General features: G+C 40.0%; 20 protein-coding genes. 1 reads left to right on the top strand and 19 read right to left on the bottom strand.

Annotated features, from left to right (window positions below; genetic code table 11):
• Positions 1 to 48 precede the first annotated feature (48 nt).
• From ACXAEY_RS09460 to ACXAEY_RS09420, 9 genes are all read right to left on the bottom strand, one after another.
• Positions 49 to 3171 carry an alpha-mannosidase gene (locus tag ACXAEY_RS09460; protein ID WP_474811581.1) on the bottom strand — a complete coding sequence of 1041 codons (3123 nt, stop codon included), beginning with the start codon at positions 3169 to 3171 and terminating at the stop codon, positions 49 to 51.
• Between the two features lie 35 nt (positions 3172 to 3206).
• The gene (locus ACXAEY_RS09455; protein ID WP_474811579.1) at positions 3207 to 4514 is read right to left on the bottom strand and encodes a glycoside hydrolase family 125 protein; all 1308 of its coding nucleotides are present in this window, start codon (positions 4512 to 4514) and stop codon (positions 3207 to 3209) included.
• 3 nt (positions 4515 to 4517) lie between these two features.
• The gene (locus tag ACXAEY_RS09450) at positions 4518 to 7247 is read right to left on the bottom strand and encodes an alpha-mannosidase (RefSeq protein ID WP_474811577.1); all 2730 of its coding nucleotides are present in this window, start codon (positions 7245 to 7247) and stop codon (positions 4518 to 4520) included.
• Positions 7244 to 7885, bottom strand: a complete 642-nt coding sequence (locus ACXAEY_RS09445; RefSeq protein WP_474811575.1) for a YesL family protein — start codon at positions 7883 to 7885, stop codon at positions 7244 to 7246. Before ACXAEY_RS09445 ends, ACXAEY_RS09450 begins: the two co-directional genes overlap by 4 nt.
• 6 nt (positions 7886 to 7891) lie before the next feature.
• Positions 7892 to 8794: an ROK family protein gene (locus tag ACXAEY_RS09440; protein WP_474811573.1), complete on the bottom strand. Its 903-nt coding sequence runs from the start codon at positions 8792 to 8794 to the stop codon at positions 7892 to 7894.
• Positions 8791 to 10197 carry a glycoside hydrolase family 1 protein gene (locus ACXAEY_RS09435; protein ID WP_474811571.1) on the bottom strand — a complete coding sequence of 469 codons (1407 nt, stop codon included), beginning with the start codon at positions 10195 to 10197 and terminating at the stop codon, positions 8791 to 8793. The genes ACXAEY_RS09440 and ACXAEY_RS09435 overlap by 4 nt, the downstream gene beginning before the upstream one ends.
• Positions 10198 to 10354: 157 nt before the next feature.
• The gene (locus ACXAEY_RS09430; protein WP_474811569.1) at positions 10355 to 12994 is read right to left on the bottom strand and encodes an endo-beta-N-acetylglucosaminidase; all 2640 of its coding nucleotides are present in this window, start codon (positions 12992 to 12994) and stop codon (positions 10355 to 10357) included.
• A 390-nt stretch (positions 12995 to 13384) separates the two neighbouring features.
• A complete protein-coding gene (locus ACXAEY_RS09425) occupies positions 13385 to 13882 on the bottom strand; it encodes a P-loop nucleotide/nucleoside kinase family protein (RefSeq protein ID WP_474811567.1) in 498 nt (165 codons plus the stop codon).
• Positions 13883 to 13958: 76 nt separating this feature from the next.
• A complete protein-coding gene (locus ACXAEY_RS09420; protein WP_474811565.1) occupies positions 13959 to 14390 on the bottom strand; it encodes an NUDIX hydrolase in 432 nt (143 codons plus the stop codon).
• A gap of 85 nt (positions 14391 to 14475) precedes the next feature.
• Between ACXAEY_RS09420 and ACXAEY_RS09415 the strand changes: the two genes are divergently transcribed.
• Positions 14476 to 15309, top strand: a complete 834-nt coding sequence (locus ACXAEY_RS09415) for a DUF2935 domain-containing protein (protein WP_474811563.1) — start codon at positions 14476 to 14478, stop codon at positions 15307 to 15309.
• A 138-nt stretch (positions 15310 to 15447) separates the two neighbouring features.
• Here ACXAEY_RS09415 and ACXAEY_RS09410 read toward each other — a convergent pair whose 3' ends face one another.
• The 10 genes from ACXAEY_RS09410 to ACXAEY_RS09365 all read right to left on the bottom strand — a co-directional run bounded on the left by ACXAEY_RS09410 (position 15448) and on the right by ACXAEY_RS09365 (position 24207).
• Positions 15448 to 16143 carry a serine hydrolase domain-containing protein gene (locus tag ACXAEY_RS09410; protein WP_474811561.1) on the bottom strand — a complete coding sequence of 232 codons (696 nt, stop codon included), beginning with the start codon at positions 16141 to 16143 and terminating at the stop codon, positions 15448 to 15450.
• Positions 16144 to 16349: 206 nt separating this feature from the next.
• A complete protein-coding gene (locus ACXAEY_RS09405) occupies positions 16350 to 17678 on the bottom strand; it encodes a 2-hydroxycarboxylate transporter family protein (protein ID WP_474811559.1) in 1329 nt (442 codons plus the stop codon).
• A 206-nt stretch (positions 17679 to 17884) separates the two neighbouring features.
• Positions 17885 to 18595 carry a response regulator gene (locus ACXAEY_RS09400; RefSeq protein ID WP_474811557.1) on the bottom strand — a complete coding sequence of 237 codons (711 nt, stop codon included), beginning with the start codon at positions 18593 to 18595 and terminating at the stop codon, positions 17885 to 17887.
• Positions 18592 to 20196 carry a DcuS/MalK family sensor histidine kinase gene (dcuS, locus tag ACXAEY_RS09395; protein ID WP_474811555.1) on the bottom strand — a complete coding sequence of 535 codons (1605 nt, stop codon included), beginning with the start codon at positions 20194 to 20196 and terminating at the stop codon, positions 18592 to 18594. Before dcuS ends, ACXAEY_RS09400 begins: the two co-directional genes overlap by 4 nt.
• Positions 20197 to 20824: 628 nt before the next feature.
• Complete coding sequence (locus tag ACXAEY_RS09390) at positions 20825 to 21496, bottom strand: 5'-methylthioadenosine/S-adenosylhomocysteine nucleosidase family protein (RefSeq protein WP_474811553.1); 672 nt, start codon at positions 21494 to 21496, stop codon at positions 20825 to 20827.
• 90 nt (positions 21497 to 21586) lie between these two features.
• Positions 21587 to 22243, bottom strand: coding sequence for a Type 1 glutamine amidotransferase-like domain-containing protein (locus tag ACXAEY_RS09385; RefSeq protein ID WP_474814785.1), 657 nt, complete (start codon positions 22241 to 22243; stop codon positions 21587 to 21589).
• A gap of 106 nt (positions 22244 to 22349) precedes the next feature.
• A complete protein-coding gene (locus tag ACXAEY_RS09380) occupies positions 22350 to 23003 on the bottom strand; it encodes a YdeI/OmpD-associated family protein (protein WP_474811551.1) in 654 nt (217 codons plus the stop codon).
• A 28-nt stretch (positions 23004 to 23031) separates the two neighbouring features.
• Positions 23032 to 23406 (bottom strand): VOC family protein, encoded by a 375-nt coding sequence (locus ACXAEY_RS09375; RefSeq protein ID WP_474811549.1) that lies wholly within the window; start codon positions 23404 to 23406, stop codon positions 23032 to 23034.
• Positions 23407 to 23467: 61 nt separating this feature from the next.
• Positions 23468 to 23854, bottom strand: coding sequence for a VOC family protein (locus ACXAEY_RS09370; protein WP_474811547.1), 387 nt, complete (start codon positions 23852 to 23854; stop codon positions 23468 to 23470).
• Between the two features lie 68 nt (positions 23855 to 23922).
• Complete coding sequence (locus ACXAEY_RS09365) at positions 23923 to 24207, bottom strand: hypothetical protein (RefSeq protein WP_474811545.1); 285 nt, start codon at positions 24205 to 24207, stop codon at positions 23923 to 23925.
• Positions 24208 to 24297: the final 90 nt, after the last annotated feature.

Genomic DNA, 24297 nt, shown 5'->3' with positions numbered 1-24297 from the left:
TCCAGTAATAGAAACAAACAGGGACTCCCAAGGTCCCTGTTAAGCGTATTAAATTGTAAGTTCAATCGTTTTTATTTCGTATGGGGAGAAAAGGAGTTGAACCGGCTCTTCGCTATACTTAGTGTATGGGATTGTCTCCATGAGGTTAACTTCTCGCCACTCCTTTATTGGATATACAGAGCTTAGATGTACACTTGCTCTAGCTCCTTCCATCTCATGCATCCTTACAATCACCCGATTGGTAGTTTCTCCTTTCTTCACAGCATCAATGACAACCTGATCACTTGAAAGAGTTAGTAGAGAATCTGTATGGCATGCTAATGCCTTCCCTTTAACGACTTTCCCTTCAGTATTCAAACAAGCTGCCTCTTTCTCTAAATCTCTCTTTCTACCTTCTCCTTTAAATGGAAAGAGCGAATAAGTAAAATGATGCACACCGATATCTGCTTCAGGGTCTGGGTGAATTGCCCCTTTTAATAGCGTAAGAGAAAGGACATTTCCTTTTGCTGAATAGCCATACTTACTGTCGTTCAAAAGACCGATGCCGTAATAAGGCTCAGTAAGTGCCGCCCATTTATGACCAACCGTTTCGAACCTTGCAGCATCCCATGACGTATTCCAGTGCGTAGGTCTTTTCACATTCCCAAACTGAATATCAAAAAGCGCTTCGGTTGTTTGAATATCGAGTGGAAATTCCACCTTTAGAAGCTGTTGCCTCGCTGTCCAATTGACTTCTGTTTGGAAGTCAATTCGACCCGTATGCTTATAAAAATGCATATACTGAATAATTTCAGCTCCAGGCCAATCCCATGCAAATAAGATAGTCGTTCGTAACGGGCCATTCCCTATAAGTTCACAGCGGCTAAGTGTCTGAATGGTCGTTGATTTCTCCATATAAAACATATCAATGTCCCAGGCATCATGCGCCATAGGTTTGTCTTCAAATAAACGAAAGACATTTCCTGATGACTCAGGAGCAATCATTTCCCTCTGTTCTAATTTATCAAAAATTCTTATCAGTTGACCATATAAATTCCATTCAATTTCATATCTTTCATTTATCAGCGATTCATTTTGAAGGTTAACTTCACTCAATGGCTCCGTTACCTGTGGTTTTTCTCCACTACTCTCAATGACATGATAAGCAAAAGGGTTGATGTCTTCTACCAGAACAAGCTGCTGACCTCTAGCGGTCTTCTGTGAAGTGAGTGAAACCCCATTCATCATGAATTCTTTTCCTGAGTCACTTGGGAGAGTAATTAGGAATGGCTGAGAGTATTGTAATGGATGAAAGAAAGACCAGAATCCTTCCTCTTTCTCTATTGCCAATTGAGTATGTTGTTCAAATAAAGTCTGTTTGATCTGGTGTGCTTCCAAATATTCTTCGGCTGCATCTTCATATACTTCTTTAATCGAGGATCCAGGAATAATGTCATGAAACTGATTTAACAGGAGTTTCTTCCAGCCTTTTTCAATGTCTGCCACTGGGTATGAGTCCCAGCTCCCTGAAAGGCTGTCCATGACAGCTAACAGCTCTGTTCTACGAAAATCCTGTTCAAGTCGCCTGTTTTGTTTCTTCATGTTAGCCTGGCTTGTGTATGTACCTCGATGATATTCTAAATACAATTCTCCATCCCATTTGTGAACATATTGTTCTGTTTGTTGAATCGTTTCATGAAGCTTAGAAAAGTAAGATGAAGCGGTGGAAGATATGACAGACGGCATTCCTGGGATTCGATCAAACTGACGTTTCAGTTCGAGCATCTCCCGATTGACCCCACCCCCTCCATCTCCATACCCATATGCTAAAAGGAGATCTCGGTTAATCTCTTTATCCTGATACTTTTCCCAGATTCCCTTGATGGTTTCAGCTGTTATCAGCCCATTGTACGTATAAAACCACGCATCGCTAGGCCGTCCTGGCTCAGGAGTCGTAATGAAATGAGTTAGAATCTCAGTCCCGTCAATCCCCTTCCATTGAAACGTGTCATGTGGCATTCGATTGTATTGATTCCAGCTGATTTTAGTAGTCATAAACGTATCAATTCCTGATTTCTTTAGGATTTGAGGTAAGGCCCAGCTATAACCAAAGACATCGGGCAACCAGAGAACGCTACTGTCGATAGAAAACTCATCCTTAATAAATTTCTTTCCATATAATAACTGCCGAACAAGAGATTCGCCCGATGGAATGTTACAATCGGCTTCTACCCACATCCCTCCTTCTACTTCCCATTGCCCGCTTTTCACCATTTCCTTAATTCGCTCAAACAATTCAGGCTCTTCTTCCTTCACCCACTGATAAAGCTGTGGCTGACTTTGTAGATAGGTATAGTCCTGATAAAGCTCTCCCAACCTGAGCACAGTAGAAAATGTACGCTTTGCTTTCTCTTTTGTATGCTTTACTCGCCACAGCCACGCTAAATCGATATGAGAATGTCCTATAGTATGAACCGTTATATCTGATCGATTGTCAACTGATGCTAACTCGCCCTCTAGGATAGAAAGTGCTTCATAAATTGTTTCATAGAACCTTCCTGTTCCAGGTTCTGCCCAGTTAATGAGCTTAAAGGCTTTATCTAAGAGAGTTAGAAGAATCGAACGAGTTGCATCTTCTTCCTGCTGATTCTTAACGGTAGAAAGTATGGCATACGTTAGATAATAGAATTGGTCTACACGCTTATCAAGAATGCCATACCACGCTTCCTTCAACCTGTAAAACTGTTCTTGAGGTACTCCTCCACCTTCAAGGCCTGACCAGAGCATCATGTCGATGTCTACAACCGAAGGACAAGGCGAGGGCAGCAGCACTTCCATATGATTGGAATCAACACCCTGAAAGGGCTCTTTATTCACATATAGAAGAGATTCGAAGCCAGAGTTATTTCCCCCTCCGGTGCGTCCTGCATCTATAAATAGCACCACTTGATCGTGTTCATCTTGAAAATGATTAGGTAACTCTAGCTCGGTATGAAGCCAAATGTAGCGATCTCTTCCTGACCAAGTGTCATTTCGTTTCATCTTTCTTTCAGAATAGGTTGCAGGCAGGTGCGTTTCTTCCCCCTCGCTAGGTTCATAGACAGAGAAGGAAGAAATCTGTATCTTTTGGCGATAGCGAAAACCACTGATTTCGTTAATACGATTTTGAAGCTTTTCAATTCGATAAAACATAATGTCCCCCTGTTCAATAGGTGTTGTGCCTGTATTTATTTATGGGATAGAGGACTACCCGGTACATGAATTCCTAATGTACTTAGAACAAATTCGCTGAACACCGAATTCGCCCAAGCAAACCATGACCGAGTAAAATCCTCAGGTCGACTGGCATTAAATCCTTCATGCATATAGTAGGTTCCTCCATGCGTTTTTTTCATCACTTCTAGGATAGATTCCTTCTCAGAACCACAACTCGAAGTCATGCCTTGAATCGCCAGTGAGATATGCCAGATATAGTGGTCAGGAGTATGAGGGCTCCCAATTCCACTTGCAACCTCTCCTTCATAATAATAAGGGTTGTGTCTGCTTAGAATGAAGTTTCGAGTATTTAGATACGTTGGATCATCAGGAGAACAATATCCAAGATAAGGCATAGATAACAAACTTGGAACATTCGCATCGTCCATCAGATTGACGTTCCCTTTCCCGTCAGTCTCGTATACGTATATCTCTCCAAAAATCGGATGATTAACCTTTCCGTATTGCTCAATGCCATTTCGAATTTCATCTCGAAGAAGCAGCATGTTATGAGCAAGCTCGTCTTCTCCCATCGCCCGTAGCATGTCATCTGCATACTGAAGCACCACGACTGCAAACATATTTGCCGGTATGAGATAGCCGTACAAGCAGGCATCATCACTTGGCCTAAAGCCAGACCATGTCATACCCGTATAGGTAGAATCTCCCCCGACTCCTCCCCGAAGAAGCGTATCTGAAACTTTACAATCGCTTCGCTCAAAACGATAAGAAGAACATACTTCATGATGCTGTTCAAGCTTCCATACCTTAAAGATCGTTTCGAGCACCTCCTTAAGAACAGGCTTTAATATCCGATCGTCACCTGTTGCTTTCCAATAAAGGTAGGTTAATTGAATCGGGTAACAGAGTGAATCCACCTCATACTTTCTTTCCCAGATCAGAGGACTCATTTCTGTATGATCGTTCTGATGGCCCGCACCGGTTGCTTCCCGATTAAATGCATTTGCATATGGATCATGAAGGATATATCGCCATTGTCGCTCGATCACCTGCTCCAACCAACGTGCAACGCCTTCGTCTTCTCCCGCTACAGTTAAATAAGGACGTACTTGAGCAGCAGAATCTCTAAGCCACATAGCAGGGATATCACCAGTTATAACAAAAGTTCCTTCTGTATCTTCCTGAAGTGTTGTCATATACGTGTTTAAAAAACATTGTTCAAAAAGCTTACTAAGCTCTCCATCCTTTTCGTAATCTTGATTAACCGTTTTTATGATGCGTTGAAACGATGCTGGAATGACTGTTTTCTTATCATTCATCGATCAGGACTCCTTATCAAAAGTTGGTGTTGTTTCAATAAATAGTGACACTATTTCATATGGCTTTACGATGTATTCAGCTCTTTTACCAGCCATGACTTCTTGTTTTTGCTCTAGGATGGTAGAAAGGTAGATTTGGTGTGCATCTGGATAATCCAACATCAATGAAATAGGATGATCGGTAGGGTTATACCACCTGAGAACCGTTCCTTCCCCTTCTTCAGGTGCTTTAACTGCGGTTAATACAAGACCCTTTCCTTCCCAATGAAATTCACTTTTTGAGACAGGTAAATCACCAGTGTGCTGCAATTCCTGAATCATTGGTAGCATACTGCCGTATTTATATGCGTCTAAATATGCCTTTGAAGAGAGGACATCTCCTTCATGTGGGATCACCATAAATTCTGCATCGTTCCATCCGGAACATTGTGCCTCAGGCGTTTCAAACACTCCCCAATCTCCCATTTCACCAACCGAACGTAGTAGCGTAAGCGCAACGCACTCATTATTTACTACCTCATATTCATGAAGCCCTTTACCGGCAATAGTGAGACCCGTCTTATCATCATGCAAACTGACAAAGCGCTGCATATGATGGGTAACAGAAGGATTTTTCCAATCTTCTTCAGGTTCATTAGGACGTTCAGCTATTTCAAAAATGCTGTCTGCAAAATGACTTTTTCCTTGAGAGCCAACAGGAAAAAGCACTCTTAATCGATGATCTTCTGCTATATTCATCATTTCAACCTTTACTTCGAGACCTTTTGACTCTTTTTCTAGCGTTAGAATCGTTCGAATGAGAATATCAGTCGTTTCCTCACTCCGTCCTGCTTTTCGATCAGGATGCCAGGTCAATTGCTCACGTTCCTTTCGTAAAAGTGCATCAGCTGATTCAGGGACAGTTAAGTACGACTTCAGCAGTACTGTGGCAGATAACGAACTGTTCTCAAGTAACTCGAAATCTATTTCGCAATCTGTCGAAGTCACGATCAATCCATCACCAGATTGCTTGTACATGTACTCATTTCCAATATCACCTGTATCTTCGTAAATCCCAAGGTTCTGATACGAATGATCAGTACGTTTATCTTTGAGTGAATAGCTCCCATTAGGATGAATCGTTACCTCTAAGTATTCGTTCTCTAATTGCTTCAAATCTTCATTCCAGATTTGCTTAGAAGTAATCTCATCTGATATGTGAGGTAATAAAAAGCAACAATCATATCCAAAGCCAGGACTACCCTCATATAGGAAAGTGACTTCAACTTCTCTACCGTAATAAGGCTTCCTAAATCCGTTATCAGGAAGGTCGTATCCAAAACGGACACCAAGATCTTTTACTTCACACACTACCTGGTGACCGTTCGAATGTTCGATTGAATAAGAAGGCAGTTTCTCCGCTTTTAACTTCCCTGGAATTTCTTGAAAGTTCATTTCATCAAAGTAGATTTTCTTTATGATTACCTTCTTTTTCACAACTTTTGTTGTTCGCTGTCCTGATGTCTCAAAGAATATAAGTGGAATGGCATCTGGATTTGAGTGAGATGTATTGATTTCCTTTGAGAATTGCATCATCTGTTCTTCAACAAACTTAGATGCACCTAACTCTACCTTCTCAAACCGTGATTCCATTTCCCTGTGAACTGAATCCACACTACACCCGCAAATACTATCATGGGGGTGATTTTGCATTAACAATTTCCAGAAATATTCAGAGTAAGAGCGGTAAAATGATCGATCTTTGGTAAGAATTCCAAACGGTTCTACAACGTTCTCTAGCAATGTTTGACACCGATCATTTGCCTGTTTTAAATAAATACGTGACGATGCTGTGTTGACGAGCGTCGACCAGCCGTCTGTTTTCTGATTCCGAAGCTCTCCTTTAATCGTTTGGAGGGAATTTGAAAGGTCGCTTTTCACATTTTCAATATAGTCTTGAAAACTCGCATGTTTAAATCGGACGTTTTCGTAAAGTTCATTTGCAAGATCAATGGCTTTAGTTACATCCTTTTGGACTGGCTGATGATCACAGCCATTCAAATAAAGAAGATGAGATGTCGATGCAAACATTCCAGATTCATCAAGCTTCTTATTCCAGTAGGCTTTCGCACGTTCTGCCTCCACTGGTATTTCATTCCCATTAGAATACCAGTTGGCAAAAAGAATCCCTAGTACGGAAGAACCGTCAGGAGCTTCCCATGAAAGTTCGGAATACGGTGAAGTATACTCATTACGGAAAACCTGGTTATTAAATCCAGTCGGCGTAACACCTCTTCCAAACGCTGCTACATCAATTCCTGCCTGTTTTAATATCTGGGGAGCTTGTCCATAAATTCCGAATGTGTCAGGAAAATACCCGATCCCTCCCTTTTGACCCCAGCGTTCCATATCTTTTTTCCCATATAGTAGATTACGAATATTTGCTTCCGAGCTTGTTAGAAATGCGTCTTGCAGCATATACCATGGACCGATCACCATTCGACCACTACGAAGATACGCTTCTACTCGTTCACGATTTTCTGGACGTATCTCTAAATAGTCGTCTACCATAATCGTTTGTCCATCCATATGAAAACTATGAAAATCAGGATTCTTATCAAGTTGCTCCAACACATCGTCGATCAATCGAATTAAATAGTAGCGATGTTCTTCAAACGACATGTACCACTCTCGATCCCAGTGTGAATGAGAGATAATATAGGCTGTTTTCTCTACTGCTGCTTTCACAGTCATTTTAGTACTCCTCCTTCTTCGACAGGCTTCTGCCAATGCAAATTCTTATAGCGGTTCATCGAGACCTTCATCGTCCAATATGCGGGCAAGACACCTACCGCAAACGGAATCAGTCCTGGCAGTTGATAGAGTAAATAGCCAAGAACGAAGAGACCCAATGCGATGATGAGATTTTGCTTAAAACTAATAAGTGCTACGATAAGCGGCTGAATGAGGTACCCTATGAAGGTTTGTTTGAAATGGACATAATACGGAAAAAAATAGACAAAAGAAAACAAATAAATGATCGAGCTGATTACTAGTGCAACAGTACACAATAGGGCAACGATACCCTGCAGCTGACTGACAAGATAGAGATTAAAAGCCAGGAATCCGCCTACCAAAAGGTAGATCCAACATAGAATATTTACATGAAAAAAATGCATTTTGAAGTTGCTGTGAAAGTCTGACCAAATTGGCTGTTCTAAGTCTCCCTTTAGCCAGGTTCTCGTTGCTGAGAAAAGAGCAACCGTTGCTGGGAAGATCCCAAACATCACCCCTCCCAACACAACATGAAGGATCCAAATCCAATTTAGCAGCATGATGCGCCATATCCATTGACTGCATTCCACAAAAAAGCCTCCAACACGATCTAGCATGTTTGTTCACCACCCTCCATATTCTTCGTGCCAAACGTATGCTGCTCCAAGAAGCTGTGCATCACCAAGATGATGACAGAGGTCTACCTCAGGACGAACCTTTGCATAAGGTAAAGCTTTATATATAGGATGAATCGCCTCTCTAAGTAATGAGAGAAATTCAGGCTGCCTTGAGATTCCACCTCCGATGAGAATCTTTTGTGGGTCGATCATGTATTGGATATTAAAAACCCCTACTGCCAGATGATGAAAGAAGGTATCAATTGAATGTGTAGTTTGTCTGTCACCCTGTGCCGAAGCAGCAAAGGCGCGTTCTCCAGTCCATTCTTTCTCGACTCCACTCCCTCCTTTTAGACGCCTAAGAATGGCCGAAGATGACCCAAGATTACTCCATGTTGAATAGGTGTGAGATTCAAGATCACTTTTTAATATGGCATAGCCAAACTCACCACCGTGCAAGTTTGCTCCCTTCCAAATGCGTCCGTTCATAACCAGCGCTCCACCTATCCCCGTCCCACAAACAATACAAGCATAGTTTCTAAGGCCTGAAGCTGCACCATTCCATTTTTCTGCAAGGGCTGCACAATTTGCATCATTCTCAGCCGAGACCGGCAAACGATACCGTTCTCTAAATCGTTGTATGAGATTTTCATTATGTAAAAAAGGAACAGCGCTATAACCAAGCACTTCCCCTGCTTCAGTAATGCTGCCAGGACTGCTTATGGCAATTCCCGTCATCGTCTTTCCCAGATTCACCTCACTCTCCATATAAGAGTTCAACGCTTCAAACAGCCTATCAAACGAACATGGCGTATGAATTTCTTTCCGGCTAACTAGCAATCTATCGCTGGAAACAAGACTGAACTTTGTCAGTGTTCCCCCAATATCAATCGTCAGAAGATAACTCATTGCACTGTCTTCTCTTCCGGCAGCTTATTTGTAGAAGCAAGCATATTAAACCATCTGCCGCTCTTCTTCATATGACGAGCTTTTGTTTTTAAATCAAGTGAATATAAGCCATACCTATTTTTGTATGCGTTCAGCCAGGACCAATTATCGACGAACGTCCAAACATGATATCCATAGCAATTTGAACCTTCTGAAATCCCTTTATGAAGCCATGATAAATGTTCTCTCATAAAGGCAATTCGATAATCATCCTGTATTTCTCCTGAAGCATCTGCAAACTTCTTTTCATCTTCCACACCAATGCCATTCTCCGCTACGTACCAAGGGATATTGCCATAGTGCTTTTTAATAAGCATCGCAATATCATAGATGCCTTTTTCATAGATTTCCCACCCTCTATGAGGATTGATTTTCCTTTCAGGCCACTCATAAGGCTCGAAGTAAGAGGTCAGGAGTAAGGGGGCGTCCTTCTTGCTTGGTTTTTGAGCTCGTTTTGGCTGGTAGTAGTTCACCCCAAGAAAGTCAATCTTATTATCTTGAATGATTTCAAGTTCACCTGGTTCGACCTTTGGAGCGATACCCAATCCCTTTGCCCACCTGACGAGTTCCTCTGGATAAGTGCCCCTCACAGCCGGGTCGAGAAAGCTTCGATTAAAAAGCAAATCCGCAAAATGTGCAGCTTCTACATCTTCTTTATCCTGACTCTTTGGATAAGTTGGAGAGAGATTTAAGATAATCCCAATTTCCCCGTTCCCAATGTTTCGAAATTCTCTCACAGCATAGGAATGTGCAAGCATGGTATGGTAGGCTACCTTAACTGCCCTTTGAAGGTCGTATACGCCTGGAAGGTGCTTGTCATTTAAATAGCCCATTTCAACCGGAACGATTGGCTCATTAAAGGTCACCCACTGATCCACTAAACCTCCAAACAGCTCAAACGCTGTTCGGGCATAGTGTTTAAATTCCTTAACAGTATCCCTGTCCTCCCATCCTCCTTTGTTATACAACCGTAATGGCATATCAAAGTGAAATAAATTTACAATCGCTTTTATTCCGTTGTGCTTTAAGCGTTCAAAAACAGATCGATAGAAGGCAACAGCCTCGTGATTGACCTCTTTACCATCTGGCAAGAGTCTTGACCATGAAATGGAAGTTCGATAAGAATTCATCCCCAATCGCTTGATCCCTTCGATATCTTGGTCGACATTATGATAGAAGTCTGACGCCTCTTCAGGTCCGATGCGGTCATGGAAACGTTCTGGCGACTTCCGAAACCAATAATCCCAGATATTCTCACCTTTTCCTCCTGTTGAAGAAGCACCCTCGAACTGAGGAGCAGATGTTGCAGTCCCCCACAAAAATCCTTCTGGAAATGTTACGCTCATTTCGTTTTTCCTCCCCATTACGTAATCGCTTTCATTCTGTCGGCTACTTACTATAATAGCTTGATTTAGGAGAGATAAAATAGCTATGCGCCAGGTCCTTTAAAATGTGCATTAAATCTTAAAATTTTCAAGAACGTTTCAAAGAAAAAGGGAGAGCCATTCGCTCTCCCACTACTTAATATCCATATGCCTCGATTTCATAGATACGTACGGCTTGATCCCCAGTCTGTGTAGGTTCTTGGACGGTTAATCGAATATACCTCGCTGTTGTTAATGAGATCGTGTGCTCCGTTACAGCATCTTGGTTTGAACTCACAGAAACGGACTCCTGCCATATCTCACCATCGATGCTTGTTTCAATTGTAAACGCCTTTGTGTTAAACGCAGTTGATTCTCCACCTGCTTCTGCATGCTTTACTACGAGTTTGGATAGATCATACTCTTCTTGTAGATCGATCGTAAGCCATTGTTCAGAGCCAAGTGCACACCACTTGCTGTTGTTCGCCACTTCTCCATCAATCGCATTCATCGGCCCTTCACTTGCAGCGCATTCTCCACTCGCCTCAGCTCGTTTATCAAGTGCTACATTTTCGATCGTGCCAGCTTTATTTGTAATCGTAATAAATGCTTCTTTCGTCACCACATCTTCTCCCGCTGTGTTTCTTGCGGTTAATGTTACCGAATATGCTCCTTCCTTTTCGTAACGGACGACCGGATGTCGCTCTGTACTAACAGCCGGTTCTCCTCCTTCAAACTGCCACTCTACTTCTTCAGTCACCTCAGAGGATTCGCTTGTAAATTGAATCGCCTCTCCTGGACGTGCAACAGTGCGGTCTACTTTAAAATCTGCAACCGGCAAAGGATAATCTGGCCATATTAATGTGACCCTTACAGCTTCACTTCTACTAAGTTGAGGACTAACAGCTACCACTTCAAGTGCACTTTCAACTTCTTTGCCATCTCTTTTTATGTTATTTATGGCATAAACGTGATTTGGCGTAGCTCCTAAAAATTCACGTGATCCATCATTAAACACTCTATAAACCTCATAGTGTCTAGCACCTTCTACTTCTTCCCATGACAAGCGTACATTCGCATAGAGGCCATCTCTAAACTCTTCACTTTCTATTGTGAAATCAGCTGCCTTATCAGGTACGTGCTTTGCTTCTTTTTTATGATAGATTTTAATTTCGCCAACATTGATCCTGTAGTTATCTGGCTTCTTGATGGAATCAAAGGTTAATGAAAGGGATGAGATTTGGTTTCCTTCATACTTCTTTAGTTTGAATGTCTCCGTCACCCAGTCACCGTGACTCTTCTTTTTCACGTCTAAAAATGCATTTTCTGATTTCTCTCCAAAACTTAACCCAACCTTCATATCAGGACGTTTGTTATCCGTTTTGTACGTAATCGAAAGTTCAGTGTCTTTCTCAACCGAAATCGCAGTTTTATATAACTTAAGATTTGTTGCATTGTTTGGCGAGCGTTGTCCTTCAACTTTTAACGAGCTTCCGCCATAATAAGCTTCGCTCCAATCAAAGGATGGTTCAAGAAGGTTCCCTTTTCCTTCTAGCTTCCATCTCCATGTCGGCAGGATATCTTGTAAACTACGGTTGTTCCATGATTGGTCAGATGCTTTTTCCCCATTAATGGCGAAGAAGGTTCCACTGCCAGTGTTGAAGTTTGTTGTAAACGTCTCCCCATCAATGGTTGTTTTCTCTGCAAAAAAAGCAGATATCCCTGGCCAGTTATGCGCAGGATCTCCAGTCCAAAATTTTTCTTCTTTCTGATAGAATTGATCCATCGAATTCGAAGATTTAAATGCCCAATCAGGGCGATAGATTCCAAGGGAAGCCCATGCTGAACCATCCTCTGGAAATAGATTGTCCCAGCTTACATTCGTACCTGTACCATTTGCTTCAACGTCGATTCCTGCATAAAGATCAAATGGAGAACGTCCGATTTCTCTTGCTTTATCGTAAGAACGTTCTTGAGTCCCATTCCACCACCAAAAGTTCAAGAACATACTATCTGAAATTCGTTGATCACCATCTTGAAGGAACATCTTGTTTTGATCTGTAAGATAGTTTTGCCAGTTAATTTCTCCTGATGAAACCATCGAATCATACCACATGATTTCCATATCATCTGACTTGTTATCTTGAAGGTATTTTAGGAAGTCCTGCATTTTTTTCGCGGTCTCTCCATTCCCACCTTCTGTTTCTTGATTAATAAACCACCCATCAAAACCGTAATAATCAGCAACCCTTAACAGTTGATCTGCTGCAGGAAATGAGCCATCTTCCCGCTGCTCTAACATTTGTTCAACCCATTTATCCTGCCCACCATATACGTGAGGCGGGAAGAAAACATTTCCTAAGATTGGTACACCGTTTCGATGAGAAGCATCGATTGCGTCTGCGCTTGGTGGAACGATGATCCCCTCACCTGATGATCCTGCCCAATAAACCATCAGATCAACATATTGCCAGAAACCAAACGTGTTGGCGTAGAAATCATTTCCTCCCTGTGAAGGGACGCCGCTCGTATTAGGGTTGAGTGCAGAAAGAGCCACTAGCTTCGGAAGATCTTCTTTTGAATCAACTTCCCTCTTATCTAATGGAACTGTTGATCGATTAAAACGAGCATCCGGATCTTCATCTGGTGACCATTCTAGTAGTTCTTCTGGAAACCAATGCGAAGATTTTGGTCCCTCAGCAAAACTAGTAAGAGGAAACATGCATACTAGAATGACAAACACAGCACCAAATAGTAGAAAGAGTTTTTCTTTTTTCAAATCAACCACCATCCTCATTCGTTTTTCCTTCTTCTAAACTAAACATCACTTCAATGAATGACTAAAGCTTCACCTCCAATCACTAGATCAAACCCACAGGATAACTAAGATAAAGCGCTTACATTTTGAAGTGATCCTACAGACTTTTATACGTACAAATTTATGTAAGTTAGAATAGGGATTCAATACGTTTTCATAAAGAGATAAGGTATTGACATGTTACCTAAGGTTATTACAGAGAGTAAGCTAGAATAAATAAGTCTGGAGCTTATTCCGTGTACAACTTAGGATATTCACCAAATAAAACCGTCACTCTTAAAATAAGAGTGACGGTTTTGTTTATTAACATATAGTAAGAAACGTAATCCTTATTGAATATTTCCCCTTAACACTGAGTAGAATTTCTTATCATTCCTTGCCACTCAACTCAATCATAGTTAAACCTTCAGATGCTTCTGGTGCTTCAAAGAATTTTGTAACATGGTTAAAAACCGCTTCTGTGTCAAAGTTTGCTCTTTCGGGTTGTTCGGTACGCCTTTTTCCAATTTGACGTAAACATTGTTCATTCGTTACATCGAGGAAAATGAGCTTATGGCTTGCATGAACTTCTGACGCAATATCTAAAAACCACTTTCGCTGATTTCGAGTGTTAGCTGGAAAATCCATTACTACATTTGAACCGACACGTAACATGTTTTGGACATGCTTTTTTACCAACGGCTTAAGTTGCGCTGAGAATGTTAGATAGTCCTCAAAGGAGGTAATCTGATTAGGATAAAGAGAAGAAAGCCATTCATCCTCAGATATGAGTACAGCGTGCTTCTCTTTTGCTATTTGTTTTGATTTCGTTGATTTTCCTGCACCCATTTTCCCACAGAAAAAGTACAGTGTTCCCAATTGATTCATTTGGTTTACCTCCTTCTACATGTAAAAGTTTTTGTAGTGCAGAAATGATAAAGGTTTTGAGTGAACATAATTGAAACTATTTAAGAGAGTCTTCTGAAGTAAACAACCTGTCTTTAACTTCATTCACTTGCTGTATCATATGACCAATATTGCCTTCTCCAGCATATAAGGACATATCAAAAAAGTTATGATCTAAACCAGACCAATAAAGAACGTTTTCATCTCCTGAGACCGCTATATCCCTTTCTAATCTACCGACGTACACTTCAACGAAACAATCTTGATGATAGTAGGTAAAATCCATTAGATGAACAAGCGTTATATCTTCATGGGAAATACTTGTTTCTTCGTGAAGCTCTCTATATGCAGCTTCTATACCCCTTTCACCACTCTCGATTTTCCCACCTACTAAATTACTTAATCCTTTATAGGGATCTTTCAACCTTTCACACATTAATAATTTGTCCATCTCTTTGTTATAAATCATTAGAACATTATAGCCTTGCATTTCTTCACTTCCTTGTTAATTGGTATAACCTGAGCTACGCTTCATAGTTTTAATTAAAAGACTATGGCTAAAGGAGGAACATCTCATGAACCAGACACTCCTTACCCCTTGGCAGGAACACCATTTCTGGATTGAAATTCTTTCTGATCACGCAGTCTTTGTACGTGATTACTTATCTCCTACTGAACACACCTATGTGAATGAAGCAAATCAGTTTGCATCGGCATTCGACGATTTGCAGTCGCAACTTACATCAATTAAGCAGGATGAATCCGCAAGCTCAGATACTATGCAATCCTTTTCACGTAAAGCTTACAAGTTAGCAAGAGCTTACTTTAATTTTGAAGGGAAGGTACAGAGACGTAGGATCCGAAACGAAATTAACATTAACCTTAGTCCATCTTACTTTAATGGAACGTTAGATGAGAATCAGGAATATTTGCGTCAGCTTACTTTCTATATTGAAGGGAAGGTCCCTCCCCCTCTTTCACTTCTCGACTTAATGGACCTATGGTTAACGGATCAAGTGGGTCATGCCGCGCTCTTAATCGATATTCTTGATCCAATTGAAGTTGAGTTTATAAGGAAAGCACAGAGTATTCAGAACCAATTTCAAGTGTATATTTCGAAAAACAGGGCCATGAGAGGTTTTCTTCGATTCACCCCCTCTGGCTTTCGAGCACAGCAACGATTTGCAGATGAGGTCGCTCATTCGATACAAGCTTTAAACGCACTTGTGGAAGAGGTAATGTCTCTTTACCAAGTTGATGAAGTTCTAAACAACACGAATTTGAGATTTCTTGAACATCATTTTCCCGAGAGCTGTTATTTCCTAGTCCACCTTAGCCAATATGCTCCATCCATACCATCGCCTTCATGTTCGCTAACGAAGCCTTCTTATTTATCTTCAAAAAACTAAATTCCGCTTAAGTGCTCTTACCGAAAAAAAAGCCATTTATTAAGAGGGCAATACATAGACTTGCTATTTCAGTTGCCTCCTTAATAAACAAGCATGGAATGAGGTTAAACAATCCAGCCATTAAAAACCATACCTAAATTAATAAGCATATGAAACACGATAGTAATTGGGTAGATGAAGTTCCTTATCTTTGAAATAAAAAGGTGCAGGTCGATGATCATTCACATCTTCAAATAAATACGTTTCTTTTAACTCCAGTTCATCAAAAATAACTTCCTTAAAGACCGTGTTGATATCTTTCTTGGTAATCGTTTCAATAATTTTTCCTAAGAGCTGATAATTTGTATCCGAGTATTGAGCCTTTTTACCGGGAGTAAATTTCGGTTCCTTTTGTTTTGCACTCGCTAGTGTTCTCTCAAAACCCCAAGTTTGGTCTTTTCCCGTTGTTAATTCCCTAACCGCACCAGTTGAGAAATAATCAGGAATTCCAGATGTGTTTGACATTAACTGTTTGATTGTTATTTCTCTAGAGTAGTCTTTTCCTTTAAAAATGTGGAGTTCATGCATCGTTTCATCTTTCAAGTAGTCTGAGATTTTATCATGGAGGTTTAGACTATTTTTTGATCGTAAGTTTAGTAAGACTGCAGTAACATATAATTTCGTTACGCTTGCAATAAAATATGGCCGATCGATCGTTAGATTTCCAGCACCTTTTAAGAGCGACAGAGAATCATCCCCATTTTCAACACACATTAAAGCTCCATATATGTGCTTCTTTGATACCGCGGATGACACTAATTCAGAAACAAATGATGACTCATTTGTTTGAATCAACAATAATCTCCCCCTCTACATTCACACGTTTTTAACCTTTTCCTTCAACTTTTTATGATGGTTGTTTATCTTTATTCATGGTTGGAAACGAATAGAGCACTGTTCTAACTTAATAGCATTACAATCGTTTTTATTCTTATGTAACCACTGCTGTGTGTTGATGGCATACAAAAGGTCCACTCTCTTATAAGAGAGCGGACCTTTTTTCATACAAGAAATGGGATGATCAAACCAGCTAACAACAGAATGATCGCTCCACCTAAACGAGACGAAATTTGTGCAAATGGCATGAGCTCCATTCGTTTTGAAGATGAAAGGACTGCTACATCTCCTGTCCCTCCCATATTTGCCATACAAAGTCCTGCTGTAATGGCTGATTCAATCGGGTAGAAGCCAACGAGCTTACCTAAAAGACCTGCTCCGATCACCGCACCAACAACAACCCCGAGCACAGTAACAATGTATTGGATCGTTAATGCTTCAAGCACAGTACCTAAATCGGTATAAGCGATACCAATCCCAAACAAGAGCGCAAACGTCCAGTTTTTTGCAACAAACTTATACCATTGATTTGCTCCATTCAAAATGCTTTCTGGGATGATTCCAGCAACCTTCGTTATCGCGACAACAATAATCATAATTGCATATGCGTGAATTGGGATGAAACCAGCTAATAATGATCCTACAGAAAAGAACAATACTGCAGCCATTAGTCCGATTCCCATCTTTTGTATATCAAACGAGGGTTTTTCTTCTTTGTATTCAAACCCTTTTAATAACTGCCCTTTCCCAGACAAAGAAGGCATTTTCTTCCCAAGCATATTCAGCATACTAGCAATAATAATGGCAAATACGTTACCTAAAGCTAAAGCAGGAACGAGCATCGATATATAGTAACTTGGATCGTTCCCCATCAATTCACTATATATTTGACTCATAGGAACGGCACCTGCACCCATTCCACCTCCCATAATAGGCATTGTAATAACGAGTACTGCATCTCTTAATGTAAAACCAACCATTGCCCCAAGCAACCCACCTACCGCCATAGCACCTACTACGGCTCCGAAAATAGGGAGAAAATAGCGAAGACCAACTTTAATTAAAATGCTCTTATTCATACCCAATATACTACCTGTAATTAAAGCAGCAATATAAAAATTTAAGAAACCTCCATCTTTCATAAAGTCATTAATCAATGTTGCTGTACCATCTGGAATTAAACCAGCATATACCATATAAGCAGCACCAAAGATAGCTAATATTGCGCCTCCGCCTAAGTAGGTTTTTAAGATTGGTGTATGATCGCCAATCCATCCAAAAAGTTCACCAAGAACCATCATAATGAGTAGGCTTCCAATCATGCCTCCTGGTAAGTTCCCAGTGTACATGATGACAAGAGTAAGGGCAGTAATCACGAAAAACCAAGTAAGTGGCAGACCAAACATTGTAACCGCTTTCTTATTTTGGTTTAATAAAGCCACACCTTGCGTTGACGGTTGATTCGTTTGCACTCTTTCAGCAGAGCTTGACATAGTACCTCTCCTTTTCTAAATAATTTCTCGTGTACCTTACAAAATGGTTGTCCTAATACGTCATTCACCCTTCGGACTTACCGGTCAACCATCTTGCAACTACGTCTTTTGTGAGTTTTATCTTACGTGCAAACGCTTTATTTTCCTACCATTTGAAAATAAATAACTTATTGTAATTAAAAAAAGCAGCCAATTCGGCTGCTTTTTTAATGGTAAAATTCAAGGCTCATATTATATTCAGTTTTTATTTGATACTGATAAACAGGCCTCCCGATCCCATAGATCAAGGTTTCTTCAAGAAAGTCAATTTCCTTTAAAAACTTTAAATATTTTCTGATGGAGACCCTTGAAATATCTGCTTCTCGTGCAACCTCATCTGTTGAAAAGGTTTCGTTCTGCTTCGTGTGGATGATACCGATAATATGCTCTAGCGTCGTTTTAGTCAGCCCTTTCGGCACTTGGATACGTCTATCTTCAAAATGATGTTCCTTCTTTATGAAAATGTTGTCGATCTCGTCCTGGCTTACTTTCGGCTTATCTTTTAAAAGAAAGTGGTTTTCTTTATATTTGTTTAAAGCTCTTTTTAGACGATGAAAGTCAAACGGTTTAATTAAGTAATCAACCGCACCAAGACGAAGCGATTGTTGAATTTGCTCTCTCTCTGAAGCAGCCGTAATCAGTATGACATCTACTTGCTCATCTTTTGCTCTGAGTTCTTTTAGAAACTGCAATCCGTCTCTTCCAGGCATGTATACATCGAGGAGAATCAGGTCTATTCGACACTCACTTAATGAGCGTAAAGCTTCTACTACATTAGAAGCTTCGGCCGCTACTTGATACCCTCCAACCTGCTCTATGTACTGTTTATTTAAGTTGGCGACCATCGGATCATCTTCTACAATCATAACCTGAATCATGCGTTGTCCACCTCAGCTTCATAAGGAATAATCACTGTGAATACTGTGCCTTGGTTTACGATCGAATCAAACTCAATAGATCCATCCAGTGCTCTTACACTTTCTTGTACAAGGTGTAGGCCGTATCCCCTGTTATTTCCTTTTGTCGAAACACCCTTTTGAAATATCTCTTGATGGTGTTCTTCTTTAATTCCTGGTCCAGTGTCTCGCACTTCAATTTCGAGCAATTCATCAACATATGATAGTGTGAGAGACAACATTTTCTCGCTTCTTCCGTTAAGACTTTCGATAGAGTTGTCGAGCAAATTTCCAATAATCGTTACGATTTCATGGCTAACTCCTTCATCTTTTGCTGCTGCAATATCGGTTTCACATACTACGCTCAATTGGATATTTTGTTCTCGAGCATAGCTTAATTTTCCAATGATAAATCCTGCTAATACAGGATCTTTTATTTTATTGGTTATGATATCTGCTTCATAAACTTGATGATCGACGAGCTGTTTAATATACGCCTTCATGTCTTTGAAAGATTTCAGCTCAATCATACCTAGCAAAACATGGAGTTTGTTTTTAAATTCATGAGACTGGGCACGAAGCGACTCTGCATACAAACGCACACCTGTCAGCTGTTCGGCCAGCTGATTCACCTCGGTTTTATCCCGAAACGTTGATATCGCTCCGACCACTTCATTGTTCACAATAAGTGGGACACGGTTTACGATTATGGACGAGCCATTGATTAGCTGCTCTTCATCAAGCTCTGCCTCTCCTGTCATAAGTACTCTACCAAGCATTGAATGAGGAATGTATTCAGTAATCGGAAGACCTATAGGATCTTCTTCCTCAATACCTGCTTTATGAAAAATAGTTCTTGCTGATTTATTGACGAGCGTAATTCGAGATTCGGCATCTACAGCAATGATTCCTTCATGAACTGATTGCAGCATACCGTTTCGTTCCTCATGTATGCGAGCAATCGCTGCTGGTTCTAAACCAAATAAGCTTTTCTTAATAAATCGTGCTAACAAGAATGCTCCAATAACCCCTACAAGTACACCAACAATAGAACCTATTAAAACATTAACATGGTTGCTTCTCAACGACGCTTCAACTGCATCTAAGGAAATTCCAACAGATACGGCGCCAACCTGTTCCCCATTTTCTGCAATTACAGGAGTAAAGGCTCGTACAGATTGACCTAACGTTCCTTCAGATATCGATATGTACTCTTCTCCGTTCAACACTCTCTCCTCGTCACCACCCACAAATTCCTTTCCAATCAAATCAGGATTTGGATGGGAGCGACGGATTCCTTCCATATTCATAACTACAACAAATAAGACGTCTGACGCTTCTTGAATACTCATGGCGTAGTCCTGAACGGTTTGATTGTTCGTCTTAAGTTGTAGTTCTTTCTGTACAACAAATGATTCTGACACCGAACGGGAAACGATCAACGCCTTCTCTTCAAGCTGATTTCTAATATCCTCACTCGTACTCGTGGTAATCAAAAGATCCGTAATGACTAATGAGAAGAAAACAACTAGAAGCACGAAGATAATGATGATCGTACTTAATTTAAAACGGGATTGTTTCATTTAACCTCTCCTTATGAGAAACACTCTAATTGTGGGGACTAATTGTTTATTGGAGAATTGATTAATGGATAAGTCGGGATTAATGATACAGAAGAAATGCAAAACAAATCAGAAATGGGCTAGAAACAAGTCTAGCTTTTTATTTTTATGAATGATAGATTGTGCAAACTATGAGGAAAATTACAAATAAATGATACATCTATATTTTACCATAGTAGTTCCAGCACCCAGATGTGAACACTCGCAGTTACCTATGGCTAAAAAGATTCCTTAATAACCTAATACAAAAAAACAGGAGACCATATATTGCGGCTCCTGTATCTCTAATACATCGTCTAACTCATTGAAAGCTTCCTATTGAAGTAGGAGTTAAGGTCTACTATAAACCCACTTTTTCATGTTTTGATATGTATGACCAAGAAAAAAACGATACTCATCATCAAGTAAAAATAGAAACTGCCTTTTATTAAATTCACTTAAATAATGTGGACGTGATCCTTTCTAAATTAACGCTCCCAAAACACAAAAATTATAGTGTACAGTTTCTTCAATAATTGCATACTTGTAACGAACTTCTTTTACATCTATTAAACAATTTGCAAAAAGGTAATAATCAACCGCGTTTAATTTAAATAAACCTTTCTAAATACTCATCAAATATTTTATTCATCACTTTGGGTGTGTTCTCCAAATAAACAGTGATTTGATCATTGTTCGATTTGTATTTATCTGAGTTTCTTTCATCTGTTGGAAAATCAGAAATCCCTTTTATTATAATGCACTCAACATTATTCTTCTTACAGATATAAGCAATTGCCCCCGCTTCTGTATCGGCTATTGTTATTTCGTTTTCTTTAAGAGTTAAATAGTCCTTCCACATCACTACCGCTTTATCGGCAGTGCCAATTGTTCCAGTATGAAAATCGCTACCATACTTCGATAGATTTAGTTCAACTACGAACGATTGCTTAATAAGGGGCTCTATTTCTTTTACTGTACAATCATATTGAACTGCTTTATTGGGTACAAAAACATCTAAATTACTGAACGTATCATCTATCCCTGCACATGTACCGGCAACGATTACTTTAGTTAAATTAAAACGAGAGATCATATACTGATTACCACCAACACCATTCACCTTTCTTACGCCGGTACTATAAAAAACCAGTTCAGTATTATTGATTTTCCGTTTAAAATATTCGCCATACGGATACCCGAAGCGTTCGTCATCTTTTATACCGTAGTATTCCACGGTCGCCTCATATTCCCATTTAGTCGCTATACTTATTCCAATCATCACTTATCACCTTACCAACCATCTCCAATGTTTTTAAACACTTGATATTACCTGCTCTTTTACATATTGAGCGATCGTAAGTCATTCAAATTAGAGCGTCTCTTTCAATCTCTGTATCTTCGAATTGGAAATTAAGAAAACAGTTCCAAAAACGTCGATCCTGTCTCCCTTTACGCGTACAGCGCAATCTTTGTTCGAAGCGTAAATAGTTATTTCTTCCGATAATGGAGAGAGTTCGCTCTGAACCCTTTCAATATTGTTTTCAAGATCAAAATGAGATAAAACGGAGAAATTATCAAGACCGATTCCTTTGTAAACAGTGTTCTTTTCAACGTTAAATCCAAGGTTTTTCGAGCATAGCCATTTAGCGGACATATTGAATGCACCAGCACTTGAACCCAACACAATGGCGCTGCTTTTTTTAATGGAATCCATTAACTCATATTCTCTTAAAAAACCATTTTGTGTTAGAGGATCTCCACCCAACAAAAAAATAACTGAAGCATTTTGTATTATCGTTTGTGCATCTTCCTTATGTACGCGAAAATTAATCAAATGATAGTCATCAAACAAAATACCAGCCTGATCAAGCCAGGAGCGTTCAGTAGCACCATCACCTTCAAGTTTAGATGGATTCGAGCTAATCATGGCAATCGATTTTCTATCAGTTATATCTTCTTGTAACAGCCTTCCCAGCCTCTCTGGAAAGAAATTGTTGAACCACCCTAAATAATAGTGAGTTTTCATAAGTACCCCCGTTGCAAAACTTAATAAGGGAACCTCACCCATAAAGAAGTCCCCCTTAGCTATAAAAATTCTCCATAACTATTTGGTTTGTTCAGAAAACTAATCCTTATCTCTTTTTTCTTCTATAAAGATCAAGCGTTTTATAGCCCTCTGATAAAACCTCAACCATTTGCTTCGTTCGCTTATCTCGGGTGGCTTGCTGCTTTGCAGAGAAAATTTGCCTCGCCCAGTCCCTTTGATACCCGGGAGTTAGATCACGGAAGAATGCAAGCTCTGATGGATGTTCTCCCAAAAGGGTTTCTACATCGTTGATTTTATCTTCATAATCCGCAACACATTGACTCGCTGGAGCGGTTTTCTGAACTTTTCTCTTTTCTTTTTTCATTCCTACCACAGTAAATACATCATCCATGCTGACCATACGTGAGAACTTTATTTCGCTATTATCGACATAGCCATCTTCTCCTACGTTCAACGCTGGAAACATGTCATCTCTATGAATGTATGAATCGTATTTTTTGTTACCTTTCTTCGGATATGCAAAGAACACATATCCCTTTGGCAAAAGCACTTCGTCATTAGCGATGATAACATTGAGGTTCTGAGTCATCTCTTCTATCGTTTTGACGAATATAAATATAGCATCGTGCTTCCCAGACAAAGACTTCGAGTATTCCTCAAAGAATTCATATCCTCCTGGGTTATGAAGAACAGCCATATTTTCGTATTTTGTTAACTTAAGTTTATCTAAGATCGACATCTTATGTAACGCCCCCTAAAAAGTCGTATTACTCAAAAATAGCCAGCACTGCACCAGCGGGATCTTTAATAACACAGAAGAACATCTCACCCATGTACCTAGGACCATCAAGTATCTGCCCACCGTGTTCGATACAACTATTGGCACTTTCTTTGACACTTTCAACCTTTACATACATAAGCCATTGAGGAGGGAGCGAGGCATTGGTTCCTTTCGCATGGCAAATTCCTGTAACTGTCTCACCCGCTGGCGTTTTAATATCGAAATCATGATACGTTCCCATGTCGTGTTCACTGGCTTTCCACCCGACAACTTTAGTATAAAAATCTTTAATTTTCTCAGCATTCCCGACCGTTAAGTCTCGCCAATGAATTTGTCCAATATCATTCTTGTCATTACTCAAATACATTCTCCTTTCGCTTCAATCATTTGCTCCCTAAAGTAAATGACCCCTTATTTTAGGTTTAATGCACTTGAGCAATCTGAATAAGGTTACCACAAGTATCGTCGAAAACAGCAATTGTAACCTCACCTATATTTGTTGGTTCCATCGTAAATTGAACACCGCGTTTCTTTAATTCCTCATACTCTTTTTGAACATCTTCCACACCAAACATTGTTGCTGGGATACCATCAGCGTATATCTTCTCTTGATACTCTTTGGCGGCGGAGTGAATATTAGGTTCAAGTACTAGTTCAGTACCTACTCGATTTTCGTCAGAAACAACAGTAATCCATCTATATTCACCAACCGGCTTATCTTCCTTTTTCACAAATCCGAGTGTATCAGTATAGAACTTTAAGGCTCTTTCTTGATCCTGCACAAATATACTTGTAACGATAATTCTCATAGTCGTTTCGCCTCCAATAGGTAACGTTTTTTATCAATCAAAATCATCTTATCAAATCTCTTATTTCTTTATCTTACAAAGAGTGTCCATACTACAACCGCACCAACAACAAACGCGAACAGTAATTCCATCATTGCACCTTTCTTCCTACCAGCCCAAAGTTCTTTAAGCATTTGACTAACTATCCCAACGGCCATGATTCCTAATGTAAAATAACTTCCTATCATGTCATTTGTGTGGTCGGCATCAAAAGTAAATTGTATTGCGCCTATTGCGAAGATACCACCCATAATATAGAGCGTGATTAGTAGCCCCTTCTTATTCTTTGAGTATCCTTGTTTTCCGTTCTCCAATTCAAACATCCTTACTTCACTAAAGATTTTCATTTGCTACTTTTTTCTAACTCTACCACGCTCGTGTAGTTGTACTAACTACTTAATTAG

It is taken from the genome of Anaerobacillus sp. ABA4_114, from assembly GCF_056159065.1.
The sequence above is the reverse complement of the archived record's forward strand: the minus strand, read 5'-3'. Positions and strand labels throughout refer to the sequence as shown.

What these genes read in the sequence shown, in the direction of transcription:
- ACXAEY_RS09460 (WP_474811581.1), bottom strand. Translation starts at nt 3,171, where the DNA reads ATGTTTTATCGAATTGAAAAGCTTCAAAATCGTATTAACGAAATCAGT.
- ACXAEY_RS09455 (WP_474811579.1), bottom strand. Translation starts at nt 4,514, where the DNA reads ATGAATGATAAGAAAACAGTCATTCCAGCATCGTTTCAACGCATCATA.
- ACXAEY_RS09450 (WP_474811577.1), bottom strand. Translation starts at nt 7,247, where the DNA reads ATGACTGTGAAAGCAGCAGTAGAGAAAACAGCCTATATTATCTCTCAT.
- ACXAEY_RS09445 (WP_474811575.1), bottom strand. Translation starts at nt 7,885, where the DNA reads ATGCTAGATCGTGTTGGAGGCTTTTTTGTGGAATGCAGTCAATGGATA.
- ACXAEY_RS09440 (WP_474811573.1), bottom strand. Translation starts at nt 8,794, where the DNA reads ATGAGTTATCTTCTGACGATTGATATTGGGGGAACACTGACAAAGTTC.
- ACXAEY_RS09435 (WP_474811571.1), bottom strand. Translation starts at nt 10,197, where the DNA reads ATGGGGAGGAAAAACGAAATGAGCGTAACATTTCCAGAAGGATTTTTG.
- ACXAEY_RS09430 (WP_474811569.1), bottom strand. Translation starts at nt 12,994, where the DNA reads ATGAGGATGGTGGTTGATTTGAAAAAAGAAAAACTCTTTCTACTATTT.
- ACXAEY_RS09425 (WP_474811567.1), bottom strand. Translation starts at nt 13,882, where the DNA reads ATGAATCAATTGGGAACACTGTACTTTTTCTGTGGGAAAATGGGTGCA.
- ACXAEY_RS09420 (WP_474811565.1), bottom strand. Translation starts at nt 14,390, where the DNA reads ATGCAAGGCTATAATGTTCTAATGATTTATAACAAAGAGATGGACAAA.
- ACXAEY_RS09415 (WP_474811563.1), top strand. Translation starts at nt 14,476, where the DNA reads ATGAACCAGACACTCCTTACCCCTTGGCAGGAACACCATTTCTGGATT.
- ACXAEY_RS09405 (WP_474811559.1), bottom strand. Translation starts at nt 17,678, where the DNA reads ATGTCAAGCTCTGCTGAAAGAGTGCAAACGAATCAACCGTCAACGCAA.
- ACXAEY_RS09400 (WP_474811557.1), bottom strand. Translation starts at nt 18,595, where the DNA reads ATGATTCAGGTTATGATTGTAGAAGATGATCCGATGGTCGCCAACTTA.
- dcuS (WP_474811555.1), bottom strand. Translation starts at nt 20,196, where the DNA reads ATGAAACAATCCCGTTTTAAATTAAGTACGATCATCATTATCTTCGTG.
- ACXAEY_RS09390 (WP_474811553.1), bottom strand. Translation starts at nt 21,496, where the DNA reads ATGATTGGAATAAGTATAGCGACTAAATGGGAATATGAGGCGACCGTG.
- ACXAEY_RS09385 (WP_474814785.1), bottom strand. Translation starts at nt 22,243, where the DNA reads ATGAAAACTCACTATTATTTAGGGTGGTTCAACAATTTCTTTCCAGAG.
- ACXAEY_RS09380 (WP_474811551.1), bottom strand. Translation starts at nt 23,003, where the DNA reads ATGTCGATCTTAGATAAACTTAAGTTAACAAAATACGAAAATATGGCT.
- ACXAEY_RS09370 (WP_474811547.1), bottom strand. Translation starts at nt 23,854, where the DNA reads ATGAGAATTATCGTTACAAGTATATTTGTGCAGGATCAAGAAAGAGCC.